The following is a 23,621-nucleotide window of genomic DNA, read 5'->3' as shown; positions in this document are numbered from 1 at the left end:
GGGAGGCGGGCCCGTGGCACGAGCTGGGCGGGGTAGCAATGGCGTGGTTCCGACCCCTGTCCGTCAGGTCCGGGACGCGCTGAAGCGTGAGTTTTCTGAGCTCATCGATATGAGCAACGCGGAGAGCACGCAGCCGACAGAGATCGAGAAGGCCTTTCTGTCCCGCGCGCTGGCGGCCCTCGCTGTTCGTAGGCTCACCGGTTGTGATAGCGCTGAAGCCGCCGCAGCCGTGATCGACGGCCGCGCGGACCAGGGGATCGATGCTGTCGCCATCTCTGAGGACAGTCCTCACCTGTGGCTTGTTCAGGCCAAGTGGAGAGAGACGGGCACTGCCGGCTTCGACGGCAACGCGGCCCGCGCGCTGGTGGACGGCTTCCAGAAGATCGAGTCACGGGAGTTCGGACGCTTCAACGAGCGTTTTCAGGCCATGGCGAAGGACGTCGAGGCGGTGCTGCGCGACCACAGCCTGAGAATCACCCTTGTGATCGCTCTCATGGGGGATGGTCACATTCACCCCGACGTGCAAGCCATCCTTGACGACAACAAGGAGCGATTCGGGCACTTCGGCCCTTGGCTCGATCAGAAGGTACTGACTGCGGCCGATTTCTGGCAGACCGTGAAAGATGATGTCTCGCCGGAGCCGCTGAGCATCGTAGCCCGAATGGGACAGTGGCACAGCAGGCCGGGAGAGAACGAGGCCTATTACGGCGTCATGCAGGCCGACGACGTAGCCGAGTGGTACGAGCAGTACGAGGAGCGTCTCTTCGAGCAGAACGTACGGCGCTCGCTCGGTCGAACCGAGGTCAACCAGGGGATCACCGACACTCTCTTGAAGGAACCGCAGTCCTTTTGGGAGCGAAATAACGGAATCGTGCTGCTATGCGATGGAATCGAGGCACGGTTCTGGGGGAGCCGGCGCTCCCGGGATGAGCCTGTCGAGCTGAGCCTGAAAGGCGCCAGCGTCGTCAACGGTGCTCAGACTGTCACAGCGATTCATCGCGCTTGGCAACAGAACCCGGAGGCCGTTAGGCAGGCCGATGTAAGCGTCCGAATCATGCGGGTGGGACGCGAGACTGCCGAGTCCGCCGTCGCCATCACGCGAAGCACTAACACACAGAACCGAATCGAGCGACGCGATTTGATCGCGAGCGACCCAGTGCATTCGGATATCAGGGATGACTTCCTGTTGTCGCTGGAGAAGGCTTACGTTTTCAAGCGCGGCGAGCTTGATCCGGCTCCCGAGGCCGGCTGCTCGATGCTCCAGGCCGCTGTTGCCTTGGCGTGCGCTCATCACAACCCGGATCTGGTCGTCCGAGCAAAGCAGAATCTCGACAATCTCTGGGCAGCAGGTGCACAGGGTGCTTACCGCATTCTCTTTGGCCGGAAGCCCTCCCCTTATCAGCTCTGGCGGGCCGTGCGGTTGCACCGAGCTGTCGGTGAGACGCTGCAGCAGCGGCAGTTGGCGCTCACCCAGCGGCCGTCGGCGATAGCGGAACACGGAGACCTACTGGTCGCGCACATGGTGTTCCAGCTGGTCGGCCAAGAGGGGATGGACGACCCGGACTCGGACTGGGAGAAAGGTCTGGCCGTTGTCCCGAAATGGGTGGATCAGGTACTTGCGCACCTGATCCATTGCGTGAATGAGGAGATTGGTGGTACTGCCTACGTCTCCACCACGTTCGTGAATGAGCAGCGGTGTCGGCAGCTTGTCACCTCGGTGCTGGACAAGCTGGCGGGCGGGGCGTTGGCTCCGAGCCTCGCGGTATATGCACCGGAGCGGAAGGCCAGACGGCCTCGTCGTCCCACCACGGTTGCGCTCCTCGTCGACGGCGGACGCATCGAAGACGGGGTACGGGTTGTCTACCAGACCGGTAGCGAGGAGGAAGCCCTGGCGCTGGCCGAGTGGCTCGCCGCCGATCCTCTCCGCAGCCAGGCAACATGGGTGAATGATCGGATGAAACCGCTGCTTTGGGAGGCCGACGGCAAGCGCTACTCCCCGACGGGGCTGACCACCCATATGTGGAAGCTAGCCGACTGGGGAAACGCGTGGAGTTCTGTTCAGGGCCCGAAGCAATGGGCTCTGCCCGGTGAGGGGACTCTAGTCGAATTGGCTGAACAGCTATGGAACGCCACTAAGGCGAAGGACGACGAGACCGAGATATGACGGGCATCGCAAACGGGGCCTGTCGGCGGCCGTGGCAAGTCCAGGGGTGCGGCCAGTCGAGTCCAGGCTGACAGAGAGGGTGCTGGCCACCGGAAATGCCGCAGCCGCCGACAGCAGGTTCGCGACTTCAGTAGCGACGTCCGTGCCCTGAACCAGGGCCTGGACCGTGCGAATGAGGACCACCGCAAGCTTTACGTCGCGCTCACCCGCGCCCGCTGCCGAGTCATCGCCCTCGGGTGATGGTGGGTGCGGCCGTCGGGGCGGCACCCAAGCACCAGCGTGGTGGAACGCCCCGTGTGCTGCGGAGTGTTGTGCTTGAGGTGAGTCGCCTCGTAGGCTGGGCCGCCGGATGGATTGACTGCTGGGCGGGGTGGATGGGCGCGGGCGAGTCATGGGACAGCGTGGTGGAGTGCACCGCCAACTTCTCTTACCTCCAAGAGCAATATCGCGAGCTTCTCTGGCTCTCCGTCCGGGCCGAGCTTCTTGTGTACACGGACCCGGGCGAGGCTGTGCGGTCTGCTCGACGCTGCGCGGAACTGGTCGGACCGATACTCCTCACATGGCTTGGCAGTCCAATGCCGTCACAGAACCGGACGACGACTCAGTTGCTGGGCGCCACGGGCCTCCTCGCCCCGGTAATCGCCACTGCGCTCACCGAGCTCGACAGCCTGGACGACGCGACCGGCGATCCTAAACTCGGCGTCAACAGCAGTCTCAAAGCGCTGCGATGCTGCCGGCAGATCACGGCATGGGCTGTTGAGGTCGTTACGGGGAAGCGCGTGGACGGCGTGTTCGTGCCACCAGAGATCCCCGATGAGACCGACCACCTTGCCGCAGTTCACGCCAAGGAGGCTCGCGAGTCCTTCCTTGACCACGGCGTCACGACCCTCGCCGCCGTCCAGGAGCGATGCGACCTGCAGGATCTCCGTGTGGAACTGGCCAGCGCGGCAGAGCAGGCCCTGTCGGTTAGGTCGGGCGGCCTTCTCGCCTTGGAATCGCTCGCACAGGAATTCGAGCAGCGAGTGGTCGCGCTTCGCCAGCGCGCGAACGAGCCTCCGGAGGTGCCTTCCGCAGAACGGGAGGAGATCCTGCGGCGGGCCGGACGGGCTGCGATGCCAGCTTTGGGGCCAACCCAGTTGGCTGTCTTCGCGGAACACCAGCTCCAGCTCGCCGGCTGGGAAGTGCAAGAGAGTGGACGTCACAACATCACAATGCCGGATGGCAGCGCGGTGCGCTGGCCACGGCCCGCCGCCTCCGGGGCCCAACGGTATCTGCTCTATACCGACGGTCTACTCATTGGCGCGCTGATCGCGGCACCCTCCTCCGGGATCCGCGCGTTGGAACAAGAGATGCAGGTGTTGAGGGCAGAACTGACCTCGAAGGAGATTCTCCAGGCCGAGAATCAGGACGAACCACTAACCTTCGGTTATCTGCTGACCGGTGCGCAGACCGGATTCGTGAACAGGCTGGAGACGCACGCCGCCAGTCGGGAGATCTTCTCGGTCCACCGCCCCCAGACCCTGTTGCGATGGTGGCGCGCCGCAGACGAGGCCCCTGACTCTCCGACCCTGCTCAGCCAGATGCAGCGGTTCCCACAGGACATCGACCCCTCTTTGCGTGAGGCACAGAAGGAGGCCATGCGCGGCCTCGAACGGTCCCTGGTTGCTGGGGACCGCCGGGCGCTGGTCCAGATGGCGCCAGCTACCGGCAAGACGCGGCTGGCCGCAGCCTTCAGCTACCGGCTGCTCAAGCACAGCAAGGCGAAACGAGTGCTGTTTCTGGTGGACAGGGTCAACCTGAGTGACCAGGCACTGGCAGCATTCACCGGCTATCCGCTCCCGGATGGGCAGGGCGTATTCGGGGCGGCGTACCCAACTGATCGCCTGACCGCCGCCGGCTTCCCCGAGTCTGCCTCTGTGGTGGTCTCTACTATTCAGCGCCTGCATGCGTTGCTGCGCGCTGGAGGGGCTCCTGTCCAGCCCGGACAGGAGCCGGACCCGCGACAATCAGGCCACCTGGAGCAGTCGGAGGACGCCGAGGCTCTCCTTGTGTACCCGGTCCAGGTTCGCTACAACGCGCAGCTCCCACCGGAGAGCTTTGACCTGATCATCGTGGATGAGTGCCACCGTTCGATCTATGGGCAGTGGCGTCCTGTCCTTGAATACTTCGACGCCCCGATTGTGGGTCTCACGGCGACCCCCGTCCGGCAGACTTACGGGTTTTTCCGCCAGAATGTCGTAGCGGAGTACTCGTCTGAGGAGGCCGTAGCCGACGGGGTGAACGTCGACTTCGACGTTTACCGTATCCGCACGGAGATCACGAGGTCCGGCGCCAGCCTTGAGAGCGGCCTGGTCATCCCTATCCGAGACAGGCTCACGGGACAGGAGCGGTACGAGCAACTGGAGGCCGACTTTGAGTATCCAGGGTCGGTAATCGGACGCAGCGTGATTCCCCAGGATCAGATTCGTCTGGTGCTGCGCACCTTCCGCGACCGGTTGTTCACCGAGATCTTCCCTGGACGCTCTACTGTGCCTAAGACCTTGATCTTCGCGAAGAGCGAGACACACGCCGAAGAGATCACTAAGCAGGTCCGGGAGGTCTTTGGCCGCGGCAACGACTTTGCCACGAAGATCACCTCAGCCGTCCGAGCTGAAGGGGGTGACCCTCAGGAACGGCTGCAGCGCTTCCGCAACAGTCCGGAGCTCCGGATCGCGGTGACCGTCGACATGATCGCGACGGGTACTGATGTACCCGCGCTGGAGTGTGTCTTGTTCATGCGGGAGGTTCGTTCTGCGGCTTACTTCGAGCAGATGAAGGGGCGCGGTGCCCGGACGATCGATGCCGAGCAGTTCCAGGCGGTGACCCCGGACGCTACCGCGAAGGAGCGCTTCGTCATCGTCGATGCAGCAGGGATCATGGACGCGGATCTCGAGGAACTCGTACCAATGTCCCGCAGCCGCAGTGCAACGCTCCCAGACCTACTCCGTCGCACCGATCCTCTGGACCTGGGCATTGATGAGGCCTTCACCCTCGCTTCGCGTCTGTCGCGCCTCTCCCGCCAGTTGAGCTCCGCTGACCACCAGGAGCTGCGCTCGCTGATCCCTGAGCAACGTGGCGTGCAGGAATTGACGGGACATCTGGTCCGCGCTTTGAAGCCGGCTGCCGTGGCTGCCGCGCGTAAGCAGGGCGAGGGTGCGGTAAGGGCTTTGGTTGCCAAGGCAGTTGAGCCGTTCAGCAGCAACGCGAGATTGCGCGACCGGATCGGGGAAATCCTCAAGGCGTTCCAGGTCCGTGTGGACGAGGTCAACCGCGATGAACTCTTGCACGCGGCCGGCGTCCCGAGGCAGTTGCCGACTGATGAGGAGATCATCGCTCGCTGGAAGGCCTACTTGGCAGAGGATGACGGGGGGATTGCCGTGAGAGCGCTGATTCGGGGCGACAACGGCGTGGCGCCGTCCGAGGCTTTGCGGGAGCTGTCCGTGCGCGTCGGAAGGCCGCCGCACCTGCTGGACGCTGATCTCCTGTACGCCGCCTATCACCGCTTGGGTAGGGCACCGGAGCCGCCGACCCGCACATCCACCACCGATTTCATCCCACTGGCCCGCTTTGAACTCGGCCTTGATATGGAGCTGCACTCCTACCGGCACGGGGTGAATCGGCGGTTCGCTGCATGGCAGGTCAAGCAGGAGGCAGCCGGGCGCCGCTTCGGAATCCAGGAAATGTGGTGGCTCACCCGCATTCGCGACACCGTTGTCGTGGGAGCTGGGGTGGGCGTCGACGATCTGGAGCTGACTCCATTTACTGCGCGGGGCGGCCTGGAGGGTTTCATCGATGTCTTCGGTCCGGACGCGGGCAGCCTCCTCGCTGACCTAAACCTAAGTCTGAGCCTGTGACCGCCGGAGGCACCCCGGTGCCCGGTCTGGGCATCGGGGGACATGAGACTGAGCAAACAGAGCTGGTGTGGAAGGAGTTGGCCGACACGTGCATGTCCCTCGGCCTGGAATGGGTCCCACTGGCCAGACGACTTGCCCTGCAGACGGTCGACGGTCGCCGGGTTGAGGTCCCAATTAAGGGAACCGACCAAGCACGCAGCATGCTCGGATCGGGTGCCCTCAGGGCTCGCTTCGTAGGAGACCTGCGAGCCGTTTGGTGGGAAAGTGCGGCCCGACTGGAGGCGGAGATCGACCCGACGGGTAGCGGGGACCGCCTGAGCAGCGCTGCAGCAAGGCAGTTCGAGGGGTTCACGCCGCTTGGCCCAGCGGAAGGCGACGATTGGGAAGTGCGGATCGAGAACTGCCCGCCGGGGGTGAAGTCGATCGCGCTGGGAACAGCCTCACCGATGCTGACCTGTCTCGTCACGGGGAATGCGCACTCCCGCCGCCGCCTTGCCCTTCGCATCCGCTACCACCGAGGTAAAGAGCCCCTTCCCGCAGACATGGAAGAGGAACTACGGCGAATCGCGGACGGTGTCCTGTTCAGCGTGGGCACTGCCCGAGGTGGTATCGGCTATCGGCTCCAGCCTCGCTCCGATGCCACCAAGCCGGCAGACCCCTTCGAACAGCGCCGCACCGAAGTCAACCGCTGGCGGCATCCGGACCGTGCATACGAACGGGTCCCTATGCACTACTACCGGCACGCCAGGACCGCTGTCGAGCCCACCGAGCAGTTCATGGGTTACTACCGCGTCCTGGAGTACTACTTCTTGCGCCGCATGGAGCACGCCGTGGAGCAGGAGATCGAGACCCTGCGTGGGGAGCCGAACCTGTCAGAGGGGTCTGACGAGTGGTACGCCAGGGTCGAGGAAGTCCGCAAAGAGCGAGATAACGAGCGGGCGCAGCTGCTGATTGTGTTGAGCGCCTGTGTCAAAGATGGCGAGTTCAGCAATGCGCTGAAGCAGCCCGGAGCGGTCAAGGCCTTTACGGCAGCTAACGGCGTCCTAGGTTGGATGAACGGCAAACAGCCTGCGAAGCCGCCGTCGTCAAGTCAGCCGAACCTCGTGGAGATATTTGCACCGCTGCTGTATCAGCTGCGGTGCCGCATCGTGCACGCGAAGGACGGCGGGGCCTCGAGGAATGGTTTCGTTGAGCATCCGATCCTGCCAGCCAGTCGCGAGGGTGAGGCTCTGTGGCCCTACATCCACATGCTGCGCTGGGCCGCCGAGCGAGCCTTGATCAGGATCCCGCGCGCGGCTAGCGCCGGACCTTAGCGCCGCGGCCGGGACCTGTGCACTAGGCCAGGTGTCAGTGCTCGTCACTATTCTCGCAAGCAGATCATTGCTTCATCGGTTCAGATGGGGATACGGAGTCCACTCAGTGGCAGTGCACGCAGAAAAGATCAAGCAGCTAGCCGCAGCCTCGCCCAACTTCGGGCGCCTGCTGCAGCACGCACCGCTGCTCGTGTGGTACGGCTGCGGGGCAGAGCTGACCGTGTATTCCGACCCCCAGGGTGCGATGACCAAGTCCCGGCAGTTCGCCGAGGTCGTCGCCGAGATGGTCATCCGCGCCACGGGCACTCCGGCACCGCAGGGAAAGACTCACCTGGTCGACCTCACCAACCTCCTCTATGCCCAGGACGTGATCCCGAAGCCGGTCTACGACGGACTGGAGAAGATCCGCTCGGCGGGCAACAAGGCGGCGCACGCACACTATGACGACCTGGCCACTGCGCTTGCGTGCGTTCGCACCTGCTTCGTCCTCGGCGTATGGCTGCACCGCACTCTCAACCCAGAGGACCGGGCGGCCATTGCCTTCGTCCCGCCGCAGCCACCCACCAAGGCCATTTCACAGGGCAGCAGCCAGTTGCGTGAGGCCCTAAGCGTCTACCGCAAGGAGCTGGCCGAGGCAAAGCTCAAACTGCAGGGCTTTGACAATCTACAGGTTGCCGTAGCGGCAGCTCAGAGAGAAGCCGAGGCGGCCATCCAGGCCGCCGACACAGAGAAGGCCGCGATGGCGGCCCTGATCGAGCAACTCCAGGACCAACTCGCCGGACAAGTCAAGGCCTTCGACGCCGAACAGCGTCCAAGGGTCAAGGCCGAGGACCGAGAGCACTTCATCCAGCGCGGCCGAAGGGCGTCCCGCGGGCCACTGAATGAGGCCGAGGCGCGCCGCGCCATAGACGAGCAGCTCTACGCCGCAGGCTGGGTCATCCAGAACGCCCACCAGATGAACCTCGGTGCCACCCAAAATGGCAGCGACCTCCCTGCAGTTGCAGTCCGCGAGGTCACCATGGCCACAGGCCGTGCCGACTATGTGCTCTACGTTGACCGGAAGATGGTTGGCGTTATCGAGGCTAAACGGGAAGGCACCAGCCTGCCAGGGGCCGAGCTTCAACTCGCGCGCTACAGCTCGGGACTCACCACGGATCAGCGAATGACCGCATGGAGTAGTGACACCTTCGACGGTGGCTTGCCGTTCGGTTACCTAGCCACCGGAGTGGAGACCCAGTTCGTCAACCGGCTCGATCCCGAACCATGCAGCCGCCCGGTGTTCGCCTTCCACCGCCCCGAGACCTTGGCGCGGTGGCTGCGTGAAGCCGAGGAAGACGAAGCTCGTCCCACCCTGCGCGCCCGTTTGCGAGCCATGCCGGCTCTCATGGACCGGCGCCTGCGGCCTGCCCAGCACACGGCCGTCGCCGGCCTGGAGGACTCCCTCGCCCACGACCGGCCTCGGGCACTGATTCAGATGGCCACTGGTGCGGGCAAAACGTTCACCGCAGTCAGCGCGTCCTACCGGTTGCTCAAGCACGCTAAGGCGCAGCGCATCCTCTTCCTCGTCGACCGCAACAATCTCGGTGAGCAGGCGTCACGCGAGTATTCCAACTACCTCACCCCCGATGACGGCCGACGCTTTTCCGACCTTTACAACATTCAGCGACTAGGTAGCAACGGCGAAGCAGACGCCGCGAAGGTCGTTATCTCTACGGTGCAACGGCTTTTCGCCAGCCTCCAGAACCGTGACCTACCAAATGCGGACGTGGACGACGACGCACTGGACTCCTATGATCTGGACGACCCGGCAGAGGTCACCTACAACCCCAAGCTGCCACCAGAGTACTTCGACTTGATTGTGGTAGACGAGTGCCACCGCTCGATCTATGGCAAGTGGCGCGCCGTCCTGGAGTACTTCGACGCCTACCTGGTCGGTCTGACCGCCACACCGGTCAAGCAGACCTTCGGCTTTTTCGAGCGGAATCTCGTCTCTTCCTACAGTTACGAACAGGCCGTCGCGGACGGCGTCAACGTCGACTTCGACGTCTACCGCATCCGCACCCGCCAGACCGATCACGGTGACACTATCGAGGTCGACCCGGAGACGGGCACGGTGGTGCCGAAGGTGGATCGCAAAACCCGCGAGCGGCGCTACGAGGAACTGGACGACGACTTCAGCTACACCGGAAGGCAGCTCGGCAACTCCGTGATCTCCGACGGTCAGATCCAGATGGTTATCCAGACCTTCCACGACCGCCTCTTTAGCGAGATCTTCCCCGAGCGTGCCGGGCTACCCAACCGGACAGTCCCCAAGACCCTAATCTTCGCGGCCAGCGACTACCATGCCGACCAGGTGCTCAAATATGTTCGGCAGATCTTCGGAAAGGGAAATGAATTCGCGGCGAAGATCACCTATCAGAGCAAAAGGGATGGCCAGGACCCCAAGAATCTAATCCGCTCCTTCCGAAACTCGCCCGAGTTGCGCATCGCCGTCACGGTCGACATGATCGCCACGGGAACGGATATCAAAGCACTGGAATGCGTGCTGTTCATGCGGGCAGTTAAGTCCGCAGCCCTGTTCGAGCAAATGAAGGGCCGCGGCGCGCGCAGCATCGGTCCTGAGGAGTTTCAGGCGGTCACCCCAGACGTCAAGCAGAAGACTCGCTTTGTTATCGTCGACGCGGTGGGTGTCACTGACAAGGAACATAAGCTCGAAGAGGCTGTCCCTCTGGACCTCGACACGGGCAAGCAGATCTCGCTGGCCAAGCTGCTCACTAAGACCAGCCAGGGGACGATTTCCCCAGACGAGATCTCCACCCTTGCCTCGCGGCTTGCCCGCCTCAACCAGCAGATCAGCGAGGAAGAGCGTGCCGAGCTTGCCCAGCAGGCCGGCGGTGCTCGCCTCACTGACATCACCAGGCGCTTGGTCGATGCGATTGCCCCAGAGAAGCTGGTCACGGCAAAGGAGCAGGGCCGGGAAGCCGTCCGGAGGCTCGTCACAGAGGCCGTCCGGCCGCTCGCTGAGAACGTTCCACTGCGTGAGAGCATCATGGAGATCCGCCGGGCCCTTGACATCACCCACGACGAGGTCAACAGCGACACGCTGGAATCGGCGGGGGCCGTCCCGCGTGAGGCCCGTCCTGCGGTGACGATTGAGGACTGGCGTGCCTACTTGGACGAGCACCGGGACCACATCCCTGCGCTGCAGAGCATCTACGGCGGCAGGGGGCGTGTCACGTATGACGAGCTTCAGCAGCTCGCGGCGCGTATCCAGCGCACTGAGCAGCGGTGGACGCCTCAGAAGATCTGGGAGCTGTATGAGCGGCTAGGCAAGGCGCCACAGGTTTCAGGGGAGCGTACTGTCACTGACCTGATCACTCTCATCCGGTATGAGCTGGGGCTGGACGAGGAGCTGATGGCGTACGGCAGCCTGGTAGAGCATCGCCTTGCCGACTGGCTCGCGCGGCAGGAGCAGGCGGGGATGGTGCTGAGCGACCGCCAACTTTGGTGGATCGACCACATCAAGGACATCGTCGTCACAAGCGCCGGATTCACGGCGGACGACCTGGAACGAGTACCGTTCACCCAGCGTGGTGGCATCGAGGGCTTCCTCGGAACCTTCGGTGACGATCGCGCACCCGAACTTATTGACGAACTGAACCGGGAGCTGAGCGCGTGACGGGTCTTTTCCCAATCCCTGACAGCTGGGTGTGGGCCCGCTTCGGAGACGTTGCGGTGGTCGCGAGCAATCTCACGGATCCAGCAGAACACCCGTCAGCTCCACACATTGCACCGAACCATATCGAGTCGCAGACAGGTCGGCTTCTTCCATATGCAACTGTGGCGGAAGATGGCGTGATCAGCGCCAAGCATGCATTTCAGCCGGGGCAGATTCTCTATTCGAAGATCCGCCCATATTTGGCCAAAGCGGTGATCGTCGAATTCTCTGGACTCTGTAGCGCGGACATGTATCCGATTGATTCAATGATCGATGCGAGGTATCTTCGCTGGTGGATGCTGTCGCCCTCATTTACTGAGGTAGCTAGCCAGCATCAGGGTCGGAACGTTCTGCCAAAAATTAATTCTCGGGCACTTCAGGGCCTTCCTGTCCCAGTGCCGCCCCTTGATGAACAACGACGCATCGTCGCTGTCCTCGAAGATCACATGTCTAGATGGGACCGAGCCTGCACGCTTGTCCAATCAGCCCGGAAGCGGTTGGGGCTCCTGCGTGATGGCATCATGTTTTCCGCGAGTATGGGTCGGGGAGTGTCCGACGTTTCTGGATCTGGGACAGCAGCGTTTCCCACTTCCGTCGGGACGCAAGACGGAATCCTGCCCCGCGTTCCCGAGGATTGGGAATGGCGCAGGTTGGGCGAAATTGCCGAAGTGGTTGGCGGTGTCACAAAGGACAGTAAGCTGCAGTCTGATCCGACAGTCCCTGAAGTTCCTTACTTGCGGGTTGCAAATGTTCAGCGGGGCAGGCTGGATCTGGCGACCATTTCGAAGATTAGGATCCCCGAGGCGCAGGCGGCCAAGTTGCGCCTCCTCGCGGGGGATGTCTTGCTCAATGAGGGTGGAGACCGAGACAAGCTCGGCCGTGGCTGGATTTGGGAGGATCAAATCCCAGACTGCATCCATCAGAATCATGTATTCCGTGCCCGGGTTACAAATGGCACAATTCATCCAAAGCTGTTGGCCTGGCATGCCAATGGAGCGGGGCGGAAATGGTTTGAGGCTAATGGCACGCAGAGTGTAAATTTGGCCTCAATTAGCCTGAAAAAGGTAAAGCTGTTCCCTGTTCCGATTCCTCCAGTGGATCTGCAGGCTCAACTCGTCGCAGCAGGTGAGCGGAACATTTCCCTGGCCGACAATGCAGAGGCGCTTTTGGAGGCTGCGGGGCGCAAGGCTGCCGCGCTCCGACGCGCCCTCTTGGCGCAGGCTTTCTCGGGACAGCTCGTTACCCAAGACCCTGTGGATGAGCCCGCCTCGGAACTCCTGGCTCGTATTCGGACCGAACGTGCCGCCGCGCCCAAACCCAAGCGAACGCGCGGCGCGACCACTATCGCCAACCCGACCCCCCGCACCACCAAGGAGCAGTCCGCGTGAGCGACGCCCAGACCCGCCAGCTGGTCGCCAAGCTGTGGAACTACTGCGATGTCCTGCGGGATGACGGCGTGTCAGCGATCGACTACGTCGAGCAGCTGACATACCTGCTCTTCCTAAAGATGGCCGATGAGCGCGCTCGCCGGCCCCTCAAGCCCGAGCAGGTTGTCCCGGCCGAGTACAGCTGGCAAAAGCTTGTCGACTCCGACGGTGATGAGCTGGAAGAGCAGTATCGCCGTACGTTGACGGCGCTCGGCAAGCAGCCCGGAATCCTCGGCACTATCTTCCGCAAGGCGCAGAACAAGGTCCAGGACCCGGCGAAGCTCAAGCGCCTGGTCGTCGACTTGATCGGCAAGGAGAACTGGTCCCGGCAAGGCGTTGACGTAAAGGGCGAGGCTTACGAGAACCTCCTGGAGAACAGCGCCACCGATGTGAAGTCCGGGGCCGGTCAGTACTTCACCCCGCGCCCGTTGATTCAGGCGATCATCGACTGTGTCCAACCGCGCCCTGACGACACCATCGCTGACCCGGCCTGTGGCACCGGCGGCTTCCTCATCAATGCCTTTGAGTACCTGCAGAACCGAGCGGAGGATCTGAGCACCGAGCAGCGCCGCCGGATCAGTCAGGGTTCCATCGGTGGTACCGAGCTGGTAGATGGCACGGCTCGCCTCGCTGCGATGAACATGGTGTTGCACGGCATCGTCCAGCCTAGCGACAACTCGCCCATCGATGTCGGCGACTCCCTTGCCCAACGGGCCAAGCCGGTCAGCCTGGTGCTGTCCAACCCGCCGTTCGGCACAAAGTCCTCGGTGACCATGATTGGAGACGACGGCCGTAAGGCGCGGAAGGGCGAGAACAGCGTCACCCGGGACGACTTTTGGGCTTCTACAGGTAACAAGCAGCTGAACTTCGTCCAGCACATCACTTCCATGCTCACCGTCAACGGCCGTGCCGCCGTCGTCCTGCCCGATAATGTGCTGTTTGAGGGAGGCGCCGGCGAGGCGATCCGCCGCCGTCTGCTCAAGCAGTTCGATGTGCACACCATCCTGCGTCTGCCCACTGGCATCTTCTATGCCGGTGGCGTCAAGGCCAACGTAGTGTTCTTCGAACGCAAGCCGGTCCGCGAAGAGCCGTGGACCAAGAAGCTGTGGGTCTATGACTTTCGTACTGGCGAGCACTTCACCCTTAAGACCCGCCCGCTGACCCGGGAAGCGCTCCGGCCGTTCGTTGAGGCGTATATGCCAGGAGAAGACCTGGATAAGCGCATCGAGTCGGACCGCTTCAAGGCTTTCACGTACGATGAGCTGATCGCCCGTGACAAGGCCAACCTCGACATCACCTGGCTCAAGGACCCCTCCCTTGAGGACGCTGCGAGCCTGCTCCCCCCCGAGCAGATCGCTCGCGAAATCGTCGAGGACCTCGAAGCTGCGCTTAGCGAATTCGCAGCGATCGCCCAGGCCTTGGCCGGCACTGAGGGCTCTGACGAGGGGTAGACGCTGGCCGCCACCCTCAGTGTGGCCCTGGGCCCGCCGCGACCGGACATCAACCTCCTCCCGCGGTTGGGCCCAGAGCCGTGGCTGTTCGGGCCGCTCCGTCCCCGGCCGGCCTCGATGAGGACGTCCCACCTGGTGGTAAACGGTCTGCGCGTCGGCGGCGGGAGACCGGCCAATCGCATCCCGGGAGTGCTCCTAGTGTGATGCGCCGCAAATCACGAGGTAAGTTGATACTCTTTTAGAGTGGCGCATCCTGGACCTTCTGCCGTGGCGATCACGCTGTCTGGTGACGAGCGTGCCGAGTTGGTGCGTCGGGCCGGGTCGTGGGACCGGAGAGCGGCCGAGCGGGCCCGGATCATTCTGGCGTGCGCTGACGGTAAGTCGAATGCCGCTGCCGCGGAGCAAGTTGGCGTCCAGGCAAAGACGGTGTCCAAGTGGCGGCGCAAGTTCGCGGCCGAGGGGCTGGCCGGCTTGCAGGATGCGGGCCGTATCGGTCGACCGAAGGCCGACCTGGTCCTGAGTGAGGCCGAGCGGGACCAGTTGGTGCGCTGGGCGAGACGGGCGAAGACCGCGCAGTTTCTCGCGCTGCGGGCCAGGATCGTGCTGCGCTGCGCGGAGGGCGGGACGAACCGGCAGGCGGCGATGGACCTGGGCGTCGACGAGTCGACCGTGGAGCGCTGGCGGGCCCGGTTCATCGACAAGCGGCTGGACGGCTTGCAGGATGAGCCGCGTCCAGGCAGGCCGCCCTCGATCCTGCTCGATCAGGTCGAAGACGTCATCGTCGCCACTCTGGAGTCCGCCCCGGGTCAGGACACGCACTGGTCGCGGGCCTCGATGGCCACCCGCACGGGGCTGTCGAAGTCGACCATCGGGCGGATCTGGAAGAGGTTCGACCTCAAGCCCCACCTTCAGGACAGCTTCAAGCTCTCCACCGACCCGCAGTTCGTGGACAAGGTGGTGGACGTCGTCGGGCTCTACCACAACCCGCCCGAGAAGGCCGTCGTACTCTGCGTCGACGAGAAGTCCCAGATCCAGGCGCTGGACCGGTCCCAGCCAGTGCTGCCGATGATGCCAGGCATGCCCGAACGCCGCACCCACGACTACCTGCGGCACGGCATCACCAGCCTGTTCGCGGCCTTCAACATCGCCGACGGAACCGTCATCAGCGAACTCCACCGCCGCCACCGGGCCCTGGAGTTCAAGAAATTCCTGATCACCATAGACAAGGCCGTCCCCGCCCAGCTCGACGTGCACTTGGTGTGTGACAACTACAGCACTCACAACACCGCCGAGATCAGAACCTGGCTCAGCCGGCACCCACGCTTCCACGTCCACTTCACCCCAACCGGCTCATCCTGGATCAACCAAGTCGAGCGCTGGTTCGGCCTGTTGACCGACAAGCTCATCCGCCGCGGCGTCCACACCTCCGTCAAAGCCCTCGAAGACGACATCAAGGCCTGGATCGACACCTGGAACCAGGATCCGAGACCGTTCACCTGGACCAAGACCGCCGATGAAATCCTCAAGTCCCTCGCCGACTACCTCGCCAAGATCAACCCTCCTCGCCAGCAACCATCACAGCAATAGTTACCCTCGTGATTTGCGGCGCATCACACTAGTGCTCTGACCGGCAAGGTTCGCCGGGTTGGCGGCTCGTTCTGTGGCAGCTGCGTAAGCCAGTTGAAATCGGTGGTCACGGCGGTAGGGTGCCGTCCGTGAATGAGTTCGACTGGTTCGAAGAGGACAAGGAAGACGACCTCAGCCAGGCCGAGCGTGCTTTCCTGGCGCATCTGCGCATGAGGGCTAGGACCTGGTCCTGCAGGCCACAGAACACGGAGCTTGTGAAGCCTGAGGACGGCTACCCGTACTGGCGAGCCGTGCTGGACGTCAGCGTCGAGATGGAGCCCAGGAGCCTCGGCTTGCTCACGCTCGGAGCGTGCTTCGACGGCACTAACATCCGGTGCAGCGAAGTTCACAGTCAGTCGTACTATCCCCGGCCAGACGATCAGTCGCGTGTGGAAGTGCTCGAAGCGACGGGCACCCCACAGGACATGGGCGAGATCGCTGCGGAGTGGTTCGAGCGGATCCTGGTCCGGCCGGTGGAGCGGCGCGAGTGGTGGTCGGATGGCCGTCTCACGTACGACTACGTTTTCGCGGACACCGGGACCGGGCTGGTGGTCGGCGGCGTCGCGGGCCCGGAAAGGTTTCGCCGTCCGCCGGATCGCATCATCCACGCCCGTGGGCATGCCACTTACCCGAGGGACTGAACGTCCGCGGCTGACACGTGCTGCGGTCGTCCGCCCCAGCGCAGGCCCTTCTCACTGCGGATTCGGGCGCGTTCCTTGCGCTGGGCCGCGAGGACGTCGGGATGGCGGGCGTTGGCGTTGCGCCAGCGCAGGTAGTGGTGCAGGGCGCGGGTCTGGACCGGGTGGTTCGGGTGATTGGAGTTGGCGAGCGTGAACTGTCGCAGCGGTCCGAAGTGAGCCTCGATCGGGTTCGCCCAGGATGCGTTCGTCGGGGTGAAACACAGGTGGACGTTGTTGTTCTCGGCCCAGCGCAGGATCCTCTTGCCCTTGTGGGCTGACAGGTTGTCCAGGATCACGTAGACCGGGGCACCGTCCGGGCGGGCGGCGCGGATCGACCTGAGCGCGGCCAGGGTGTTCGTGGTGCCCTTGCGGCGGCGGTTGACGCCCCACAGGGTGTCGTCGCCGATCGAGTAGCAGCCGTGGAAGTAGGTCACGCCGTGGGTGCGCTTGTAGGTCGCCGGGAGACGGTCGGGCCGGCCCTCGCTGGCCCAGCAGCTGCCGGAGGTGGGGCGGATACCGAGCGGGCCGAACTCGTCGAACGCGAACGTGCGGTCGGGGAAGCGTTCCAGGACGTGTTCGATCCGGTCGAGTTTGGCGTCCCGGTCGGGGTCGGTGGACTCCTTCCACGTCTTGGTGCGCTGGAAGGTGACGCCGCGTCGGGCGAGCAGGCAGCGCAGGGCCTCACGGCCGATCCGGATCACCCGGCCGTGGACACGACGCAGGTACGCGAGCAGTTTGCGGACGGACCAGCGGGTGAAGGGCTGGCCGAGCTTGGCGGGTCGGGTGGTGGCCGTCTGTACGACGAAGTCCTCGTCGTCAGGACTGAGTAGGCAGGGACGGCCTCCCGCCCACCGAGGGTCCAAGCAGGCCAGCCCGATATCGTTGAACCGGTGGATCACATCCCGCACCGTGTCCTCGTCCGCCTGCACGAGCCGGGCGATGACCGGGACCCGGTTGCCACCGGCCGAGGCCAGCAGCATCATCGCCCGCCGGTAGCGCACCGAGCTGGTGCTGCCCCGACGCACGATCCGCTGTAACTGCTGGCCCTCCTGATCGGTCAACCTCCGAACCTTGACCGGTTCCGCCACCACGCCTCCCCGCGCCGAATCGGATGTCGCTCCATATCCAACCGGTTGAGGCGGCACCACAGCCAACCCGGCGAACCTATGCGGTCACAGCACTAGTGTGATGCGCCGCAAATCACGAGGGTAACTATTGCTGTGATGGTTGCTGGCGAGGAGGGTTGATCTTGGCGAGGTAGTCGGCGAGGGACTTGAGGATTTCATCGGCGGTCTTGGTCCAGGTGAACGGTCTCGGATCCTGGTTCCAGGTGTCGATCCAGGCCTTGATGTCGTCTTCGAGGGCTTTGACGGAGGTGTGGACGCCGCGGCGGATGAGCTTGTCGGTCAACAGGCCGAACCAGCGCTCGACTTGGTTGATCCAGGATGAGCCGGTTGGGGTGAAGTGGACGTGGAAGCGTGGGTGCCGGCTGAGCCAGGTTCTGATCTCGGCGGTGTTGTGAGTGCTGTAGTTGTCACACACCAAGTGCACGTCGAGCTGGGCGGGGACGGCCTTGTCTATGGTGATCAGGAATTTCTTGAACTCCAGGGCCCGGTGGCGGCGGTGGAGTTCGCTGATGACGGTTCCGTCGGCGATGTTGAAGGCCGCGAACAGGCTGGTGATGCCGTGCCGCAGGTAGTCGTGGGTGCGGCGTTCGGGCATGCCTGGCATCATCGGCAGCACTGGCTGGGACCGGTCCAGCGCCTGGATCTGGGACTTCTCGTCGACGCAGAGTACGACGGCCTTCTCGGGCGGGTTGTGGTAGAGCCCGACGACGTCCACCACCTTGTCCACGAACTGCGGGTCGGTGGAGAGCTTGAAGCTGTCCTGAAGGTGGGGCTTGAGGTCGAACCTCTTCCAGATCCGCCCGATGGTCGACTTCGACAGCCCCGTGCGGGTGGCCATCGAGGCCCGCGACCAGTGCGTGTCCTGACCCGGGGCGGACTCCAGAGTGGCGACGATGACGTCTTCGACCTGATCGAGCAGGATCGAGGGCGGCCTGCCTGGACGCGGCTCATCCTGCAAGCCGTCCAGCCGCTTGTCGATGAACCGGGCCCGCCAGCGCTCCACAGTCGAATCGTCGACGCCCAGGTCCATCGCCGCCTGCCGGTTCGTCCCGCCCTCCGCGCAGCGCAGCACGATCCTGGCCCGCAGCGCGAGAAACTGCGCGGTCTTCGCCCGTCTCGCCCAGCGCACCAACTGGTCCCGCTCGGCCTCACTCAGGACCAGGTCGGCCTTCGGTCGACCGATACGGCCCGCATCCTGCAAGCCGGCCAGCCCCTCGGCCGCGAACTTGCGCCGCCACTTGGACACCGTCTTTGCCTGGACGCCAACTTGCTCCGCGGCAGCGGCATTCGACTTACCGTCAGCGCACGCCAGAATGATCCGGGCCCGCTCGGCCGCTCTCCGGTCCCACGACCCGGCCCGACGCACCAACTCGGCACGCTCGTCACCAGACAGCGTGATCGCCACGGCAGAAGGTCCAGGATGCGCCACTCTAAAAGGGTATCAACTTACCTCGTGATTTGCGGCGCATCACACTAGGGCCAGCGATCTACGGGCGAGGGCGACTCAGCCAAGCGGCGCTCCGTGCTCGAGGTAGGCCGTACGGGCCTGACTTCTTGCCAGCAGTGCTGCGTGGACGCGGCGGGCCAGGCGGGGGATCAAGAGGCTGTCGATCTCGCTGGCAGGGTGGAAGGCGTACTCGCCGATCTCAGTGCCATCGAGGACGATCGTCTCGCGGTGCTCGTCCGCCAGCACGCCGCCGTCGAAGACGAAGAGCAGCTTGTCGCCTTCCGCCGGGTGAGGTGCCCAGTCGGCGACCAGAAGCCGACCGACCGGCGGCGTGATGCCGAGCTCTTCGAGGACCTCGCGGGCGGCCCCTTCGGTCGGGGTCTCTCCGGGGTGCAGGTAGCCGCCAGGGATCTCCCAGCCGTCCTTGTAGGTGGGTTTGACCAGCAGGACGTGTCCGGAGGCGTCGAAGAAGAGCACGCCGGCGGCGACGCGTGGCTGGGCGACTGGTTCGTGGTCCTGGGCCGTGTTCACGGCTGTGACTTTAGTCGGTGGATGAAGGGTCATTCGAGAATCTGCAGGCGCTGCGCGAGCGCAGCCAGCCGCAAGCTGGGCTTCCCGCGTATGGTGCGGACCCAAGTGCCAACCAGCTGGCGGGAGATGAAGTGGTCTCTGACCTGCTCGGGGGAGAGCTGCTCGGCGGCGAGCACGATGGTGAGCGCGTCGTCGAATCGGTTACGAGCGCTGTGGGCGCGGGCGACTTCCAGCTTGTGCCGGACCTGGCGCTCGACCGGGAGCCCTGCGGCCTCGATCGAGGGGCCGAGGTCGAGGGCGATGTGAACGTCGCCGAGTTCAGCCGCGGTGGAGACTTGGTGGATGGCGACGTTGGTAGGTCCGAAAGCCGTCCAGAGGTAGTTGGCGTCGTGGCCGAGCTGTCCGGCTGCGCGGTCCGAACCTCGCATGTAGTCCTGGACGGCGGCCCGCTCGCCATCTCGGGCAGCAGCCATAGCGCCGACGAGAAGAAGGGTGCCGTACACCGACAGGAATGCGGGGGAGGCGGGATGCCGGGCGGCCGTCAGATAGCTGGCTGCGTCGGTGGTGACGTCTTGTGCGGCGGTGAAGCGGCCGCACGAGAGCAAGCTATGCGCCACGGATCGGAAGAGCGACCCGATGACCAGAGGATCGCCGCCGTGCTGAGCGGCTGTAAGGCCACGGTCGGCTGCGATCCATGCGAGATCCGCTTCGCCGGTGCGCGCCAGGACCGTGGCGGCCAGGTGGTGGGTCAGAGCCAGCATGGAGTAGGCCCGTAACTGCTCGTTTCCGTGATGTCGCTGTGCCGCCTGGTGGGTGTGAGCGAGCAGCGAGGGGAGGTGGTGGACCGCGACTGAGTAGTGGGCGTGCTGGCAGGCGTCCCAGGCGGATCGGAGGCGGGCGTCGAGGACGTCCAGCTCGATCAGTCCTCCATTCGACCCGTGATCCAGCACGGGCGAGATGCGGCGGTAGTCCGTGAGGGCGTCGCGGAGGGCTTCGACGGCGCTGGCGCGGGCAGTTGCCCTCCGGGCCTGGACTGAGGGCTCATCAAGCAGGTCGCCCAGCCGGATGCGCAACGCGTCGGCAACGCTCCTGATCACCGCGAGGCGGTCCATGGCGATGCGGTCGTTCTCTACCTTGCTGAGCCAGTCGGTGCTCCGCCCGACGAGGCCGGCGAGCACCTCCTGAGACATCCCGCGACGTCGCCGGTACCACGCGATGCGCTCGCCGATGCTCAAGCCGTCGGTCATCGTTGGTTCGCCCCCCAGCGTCCCATCCAGCCGCGATCGGACCCCGGAAGAATTTTCCGGGTTGTCATCCCTTCCCAGCTCTAGCGTTCTGACTCTACTTCGGAACTGACGATGCGTTGGCTGGAGCGTAGGGCAGACGCGGACGGGCCGCTCGCTCATAAACGCTCATAACTGGCCGGGGTGTTGGTCGGCATCGTAGTGATCGTAGTGAGGGCGGCGGAGGCCGTCGGGAGAACCGCGTCTTCTTCCGCCCGGTGATCGGGTTCCGCCGAACGCGACGAGGAGGTGGGCAGATGCTGCGTCATGGCACGATCAGCGGGTCTGGCACGGTGCCGGCGTTGTCCCAACTGGCCGATCACCAAGCGGGGATACCGCGGCTGGCCCGTGACATCGAGGCAGGACCAGCCGCTGCGCGCACGGCCAGATGGGCAGTGCGGGACGAGTACGCGGGGCGGCTGACCCCGGACACTGCCGGGGATCTCGAGCTGATCGTGACTGAGCTGGTGGAGAACGCCAGCGCGGTAACGGTGGAGGGCGCCACGGTGCACGTGGACGTCCGGCCGTACAGCACTCGTCTGCTGATCGAAGTCACCGATTCCTGTGACCGGGCACCTGAACCTCGTCGAGCCGCAGATCTGGATGAGGACGGCCGCGGCCTTCTCCTGGTCGGCGAGCTCAGCGAGTCCTGGGGCTGGTACCCGAGCGGCGAAGGCAAGGTCGTCTGGGCCCTGTGCGCCCTGCCTGACCGGACTGCGCCGGCACTCGGCAGCGGCCCGACGCCGACGCAGGCACCCGATATCGCCGCCAACGGCGCGTCGCCGATCGGTGAAAGACGTAGGAGACGGTGACGGAGCGGGTCGCCCCCGTGACGGCTCCCTCAACCGGCGGGCCCGCGGTCCTCACAAAGACACAGCCGTAGCTTCATCGCGCTCACCAGCGCCGTATTCAGCTGGTAGAGCGGATCCCGGATCGCAACTCGCCTGATCAAGGCCGAAGTTCCTGTCCCGAGTGCTTGCTGCTGCCGATGTCAGCTTTCAACCGCGAAGGGCCTCGCCCTCGCTTGTACGAGAGGAACAGAAACAGCGTGAAGCTCTCGATTATCACCGATGAGGTCTCCCAGGACCCGCTGGTCGCGATCAAGTACGCCGTCGCGCAGGGCATCCGGCACGTAGCCGTGCGCTCCATCTGGGGGAAGAACATCCTTCAGTGCGACGACCAGGACGTCGAGCGTCTCGCGGAGTTGTTCCGGCGGCACGACCTCGCGGTCACGTCCATCATGTCGCCGCTCTTCAAGTGCCTCCCCATCGACACCCCTGGGCCGCACCTGGTCGATCCTCACTTCGTCGGCTTTCCGCCGATCCTTTCGAATCACATCGACGCCGCGGCGCGGCTCCCCGCGCTCGCCGCTGCCTTCCAGGCGCCGACCGTCCGGATCTTCACCTTCCTGACAGCGGAGCCGATCGCAGCTACCCTCACGGCGCCTCAGATCGACAGCATCACGCAGGCCGTGGAGGGCTGGCCAGCCCGTCTGGCAGCCGTGGAGAACGAGTACTTCTGCTACGTGCGGACGCTCCCTGAGCTTGAGCGCTTCACCGCCCTCGCGGGACTGTCCGCTGTAGTGGACCCCTGCAATAGCTACCTCGCGGCGGGCAGCGACGGGCTCGACGAGCTCAGCGAGGAACTGCTGGCCCGGACGGTGGACCTGCACGTGAAGGACCGTCAGGACGGGCGGTATGTACCGGTTGGCGACGGGACCCTGCGTTGGCCGCAAATCTTCGACCGGCTCAACGGTCTCGGGTACTCCGGCACCGTCACCTTGGAGTCGCACCTGCGCGGCGACCTTGACGGCCTGGACCGCTCGATCGCGGCGCTGCGCAAGTGGGTGACTCCGTGACCCAGCTCGCTCGCATCCCCGAGGTGCTGTCGAACCGACCCGCAGGGCCTATGGGAGACAGCCCACTCAGCGTCGTCGTGGTGGGGCACGGGCGCTGGGGCGCCAACCATGCCCGAGCGGTGACCGACGCGCACGGCGTCAGGCTGCAGGGCGTAGTGGACCCTCGGCCCGAGGCTCGCGATCTCGCTCGGCAGCGGTACGGCGTGCCGGTGTGGTCCACGCTGGCGCACGCCCTGGACGACGACCGGGTCGAGGCCGTGGTGATTGCCACTCCGGCACACACCCACGCGGACATGGTCGGTGCCGCGCTGCGTGCCGGCCGCCACGTGCTCGTGGAGAAGCCAGCTGCCACGAGCACGGCCGACGCCGAGGCCATGGTGGCCGAGGCGGACGAGAGGGGCCTCCAGGTCTCGGTGGGCCACACCTTCCTCTACACCCAGCCTGTCCGGAACCTCGCACGGTGGCTGTGGGAGGGCGCCCCGAGTACGCCGTGGCTGCTCCGTAGCGAGCGACTCGGCGGCCAACGCCGGCCCGACTGCGACGTGTTGTGGAACTTCGGGCCGCACGACGTGTCGATCCTGCTTCACCTGATGGCCGAACCGGTACTGAAGGTGGCAGCGCGGGGCCACCGATTCCCCAGCGGTCGACATCTGGACGCCGTGACTCTCGACCTGGAATTCGCCTCAGGGGTCCGCGGTGAGGTCTATCTGGGCTGGCGACACCCTGGCGCGAAGCGCTCGCTGCGCGTGCTGGGTGAGGACTGGGCGGTGACCTACCGCCATGGCCACGTGAACGGCGAGGACACCCTGACGCGGACGGGCGCGCAGAGCAGTCCAGGGAGCGACAACGTCCTCGTCGACGGCTGCAACCAAGGCCCGCGGAGTGGCAGCCTGCACGGCTATCGGGAGCCGCTGAAGGTCGAGCTAGAAGAGTTCGCCGTGGCCTGCCGGACCGGTCGCCCCACGGTGACCGGACCGGATCACCTCGTGGCGGTCACGAGCGTCCTGGAGGCAGCCGCCCGCTCGACGGCCCGGGACGGCCAGGCGGAGGTACCTGACCGGGCGGCCGTCGCAAGCAGGCGACCACAACTGGGGAGGCGTTGA

The 23,621-nt window shown here is 64.7% G+C and carries 15 protein-coding genes; 11 read left to right on the top strand and 4 right to left on the bottom strand.

Going from position 1 to position 23,621, the window contains the following annotated elements:
• The first annotated feature begins 109 nt into the window (after positions 1-109).
• The 8 genes from OG403_RS06280 to OG403_RS06245 all read left to right on the top strand — a co-directional run bounded on the left by OG403_RS06280 (position 110) and on the right by OG403_RS06245 (position 16,233).
• Positions 110-2,164 (top strand): AIPR family protein, encoded by a 2,055-nt coding sequence (locus OG403_RS06280; RefSeq protein WP_329562109.1) that lies wholly within the window; start codon positions 110-112, stop codon positions 2,162-2,164.
• Positions 2,165-2,538: 374 nt separating this feature from the next.
• A complete protein-coding gene (locus OG403_RS06275) occupies positions 2,539-6,057 on the top strand; it encodes a DEAD/DEAH box helicase family protein (protein WP_329562107.1) in 3,519 nt (1,172 codons plus the stop codon).
• Positions 6,054-7,370, top strand: coding sequence for a hypothetical protein (locus OG403_RS06270; protein WP_329562105.1), 1,317 nt, complete (start codon positions 6,054-6,056; stop codon positions 7,368-7,370). The genes OG403_RS06275 and OG403_RS06270 overlap by 4 nt, the downstream gene beginning before the upstream one ends.
• Positions 7,371-7,476: 106 nt before the next feature.
• Positions 7,477-11,049 carry a type I restriction endonuclease subunit R gene (locus OG403_RS06265; protein ID WP_329562103.1) on the top strand — a complete coding sequence of 1,191 codons (3,573 nt, stop codon included), beginning with the start codon at positions 7,477-7,479 and terminating at the stop codon, positions 11,047-11,049.
• A 176-nt stretch (positions 11,050-11,225) separates the two neighbouring features.
• Positions 11,226-12,476, top strand: coding sequence for a restriction endonuclease subunit S (locus OG403_RS06260; protein ID WP_329562101.1), 1,251 nt, complete (start codon positions 11,226-11,228; stop codon positions 12,474-12,476).
• Complete coding sequence (locus OG403_RS06255) at positions 12,473-13,966, top strand: type I restriction-modification system subunit M (protein ID WP_329562100.1); 1,494 nt, start codon at positions 12,473-12,475, stop codon at positions 13,964-13,966. The genes OG403_RS06260 and OG403_RS06255 overlap by 4 nt, the downstream gene beginning before the upstream one ends.
• 267 nt (positions 13,967-14,233) lie before the next feature.
• Positions 14,234-15,553, top strand: a complete 1,320-nt coding sequence (locus OG403_RS06250; protein WP_329560820.1) for an IS630 family transposase — start codon at positions 14,234-14,236, stop codon at positions 15,551-15,553.
• A gap of 128 nt (positions 15,554-15,681) precedes the next feature.
• Positions 15,682-16,233, top strand: a complete 552-nt coding sequence (locus OG403_RS06245; protein ID WP_329562098.1) for a hypothetical protein — start codon at positions 15,682-15,684, stop codon at positions 16,231-16,233.
• On the opposite strand, the gene OG403_RS06240 is transcribed toward OG403_RS06245, so the two are convergent.
• The 4 genes from OG403_RS06240 to OG403_RS06225 all read right to left on the bottom strand — a co-directional run bounded on the left by OG403_RS06240 (position 16,218) and on the right by OG403_RS06225 (position 20,624).
• A complete protein-coding gene (locus OG403_RS06240; RefSeq protein WP_329562096.1) occupies positions 16,218-17,360 on the bottom strand; it encodes an IS630 family transposase in 1,143 nt (380 codons plus the stop codon). The two genes, OG403_RS06245 and OG403_RS06240, sit on opposite strands and share 16 nt — an antisense overlap.
• Positions 17,361-17,484: 124 nt before the next feature.
• Positions 17,485-18,804 (bottom strand): IS630 family transposase, encoded by a 1,320-nt coding sequence (locus tag OG403_RS06235; RefSeq protein WP_329561723.1) that lies wholly within the window; start codon positions 18,802-18,804, stop codon positions 17,485-17,487.
• A gap of 99 nt (positions 18,805-18,903) precedes the next feature.
• Complete coding sequence (locus tag OG403_RS06230) at positions 18,904-19,377, bottom strand: NUDIX hydrolase (protein WP_329562094.1); 474 nt, start codon at positions 19,375-19,377, stop codon at positions 18,904-18,906.
• Positions 19,378-19,406: 29 nt separating this feature from the next.
• A complete protein-coding gene (locus tag OG403_RS06225) occupies positions 19,407-20,624 on the bottom strand; it encodes a helix-turn-helix domain-containing protein (protein WP_329562092.1) in 1,218 nt (405 codons plus the stop codon).
• A gap of 293 nt (positions 20,625-20,917) precedes the next feature.
• On the opposite strand from OG403_RS06225, the gene OG403_RS06220 reads away from it, so the two are divergent.
• From OG403_RS06220 to OG403_RS06210, 3 genes are all read left to right on the top strand, one after another.
• Positions 20,918-21,472, top strand: a complete 555-nt coding sequence (locus OG403_RS06220; protein WP_329562090.1) for an ATP-binding protein — start codon at positions 20,918-20,920, stop codon at positions 21,470-21,472.
• A gap of 236 nt (positions 21,473-21,708) precedes the next feature.
• Entirely contained in the window at positions 21,709-22,518 is an 810-nt protein-coding gene (locus tag OG403_RS06215) for a sugar phosphate isomerase/epimerase family protein (protein ID WP_329562088.1), read from the top strand.
• Positions 22,515-23,621 carry a Gfo/Idh/MocA family protein gene (locus tag OG403_RS06210; RefSeq protein WP_329562086.1) on the top strand — a complete coding sequence of 369 codons (1,107 nt, stop codon included), beginning with the start codon at positions 22,515-22,517 and terminating at the stop codon, positions 23,619-23,621. The genes OG403_RS06215 and OG403_RS06210 overlap by 4 nt, the downstream gene beginning before the upstream one ends.

Origin of the sequence: Kitasatospora sp. NBC_01266 (genome assembly GCF_036242395.1) — a bacterium.
In the GTDB taxonomy this organism is placed as follows: Bacteria; Actinomycetota; Actinomycetes; order Streptomycetales; family Streptomycetaceae; genus Kitasatospora.
This window is presented reverse-complemented; position numbering and strand designations above follow the sequence as displayed.

Coding starts and splice junctions, on each gene's coding strand:
- OG403_RS06275 (WP_329562107.1), top strand. CDS start 2,539: ATGGGCGCGGGCGAGTCATGGGACAGCGTGGTGGAGTGCACCGCCAAC.
- OG403_RS06225 (WP_329562092.1), bottom strand. CDS start 20,624: ATGACCGACGGCTTGAGCATCGGCGAGCGCATCGCGTGGTACCGGCGA.
- OG403_RS06280 (WP_329562109.1), top strand. CDS start 110: ATGAGCAACGCGGAGAGCACGCAGCCGACAGAGATCGAGAAGGCCTTT.
- OG403_RS06220 (WP_329562090.1), top strand. CDS start 20,918: ATGCTGCGTCATGGCACGATCAGCGGGTCTGGCACGGTGCCGGCGTTG.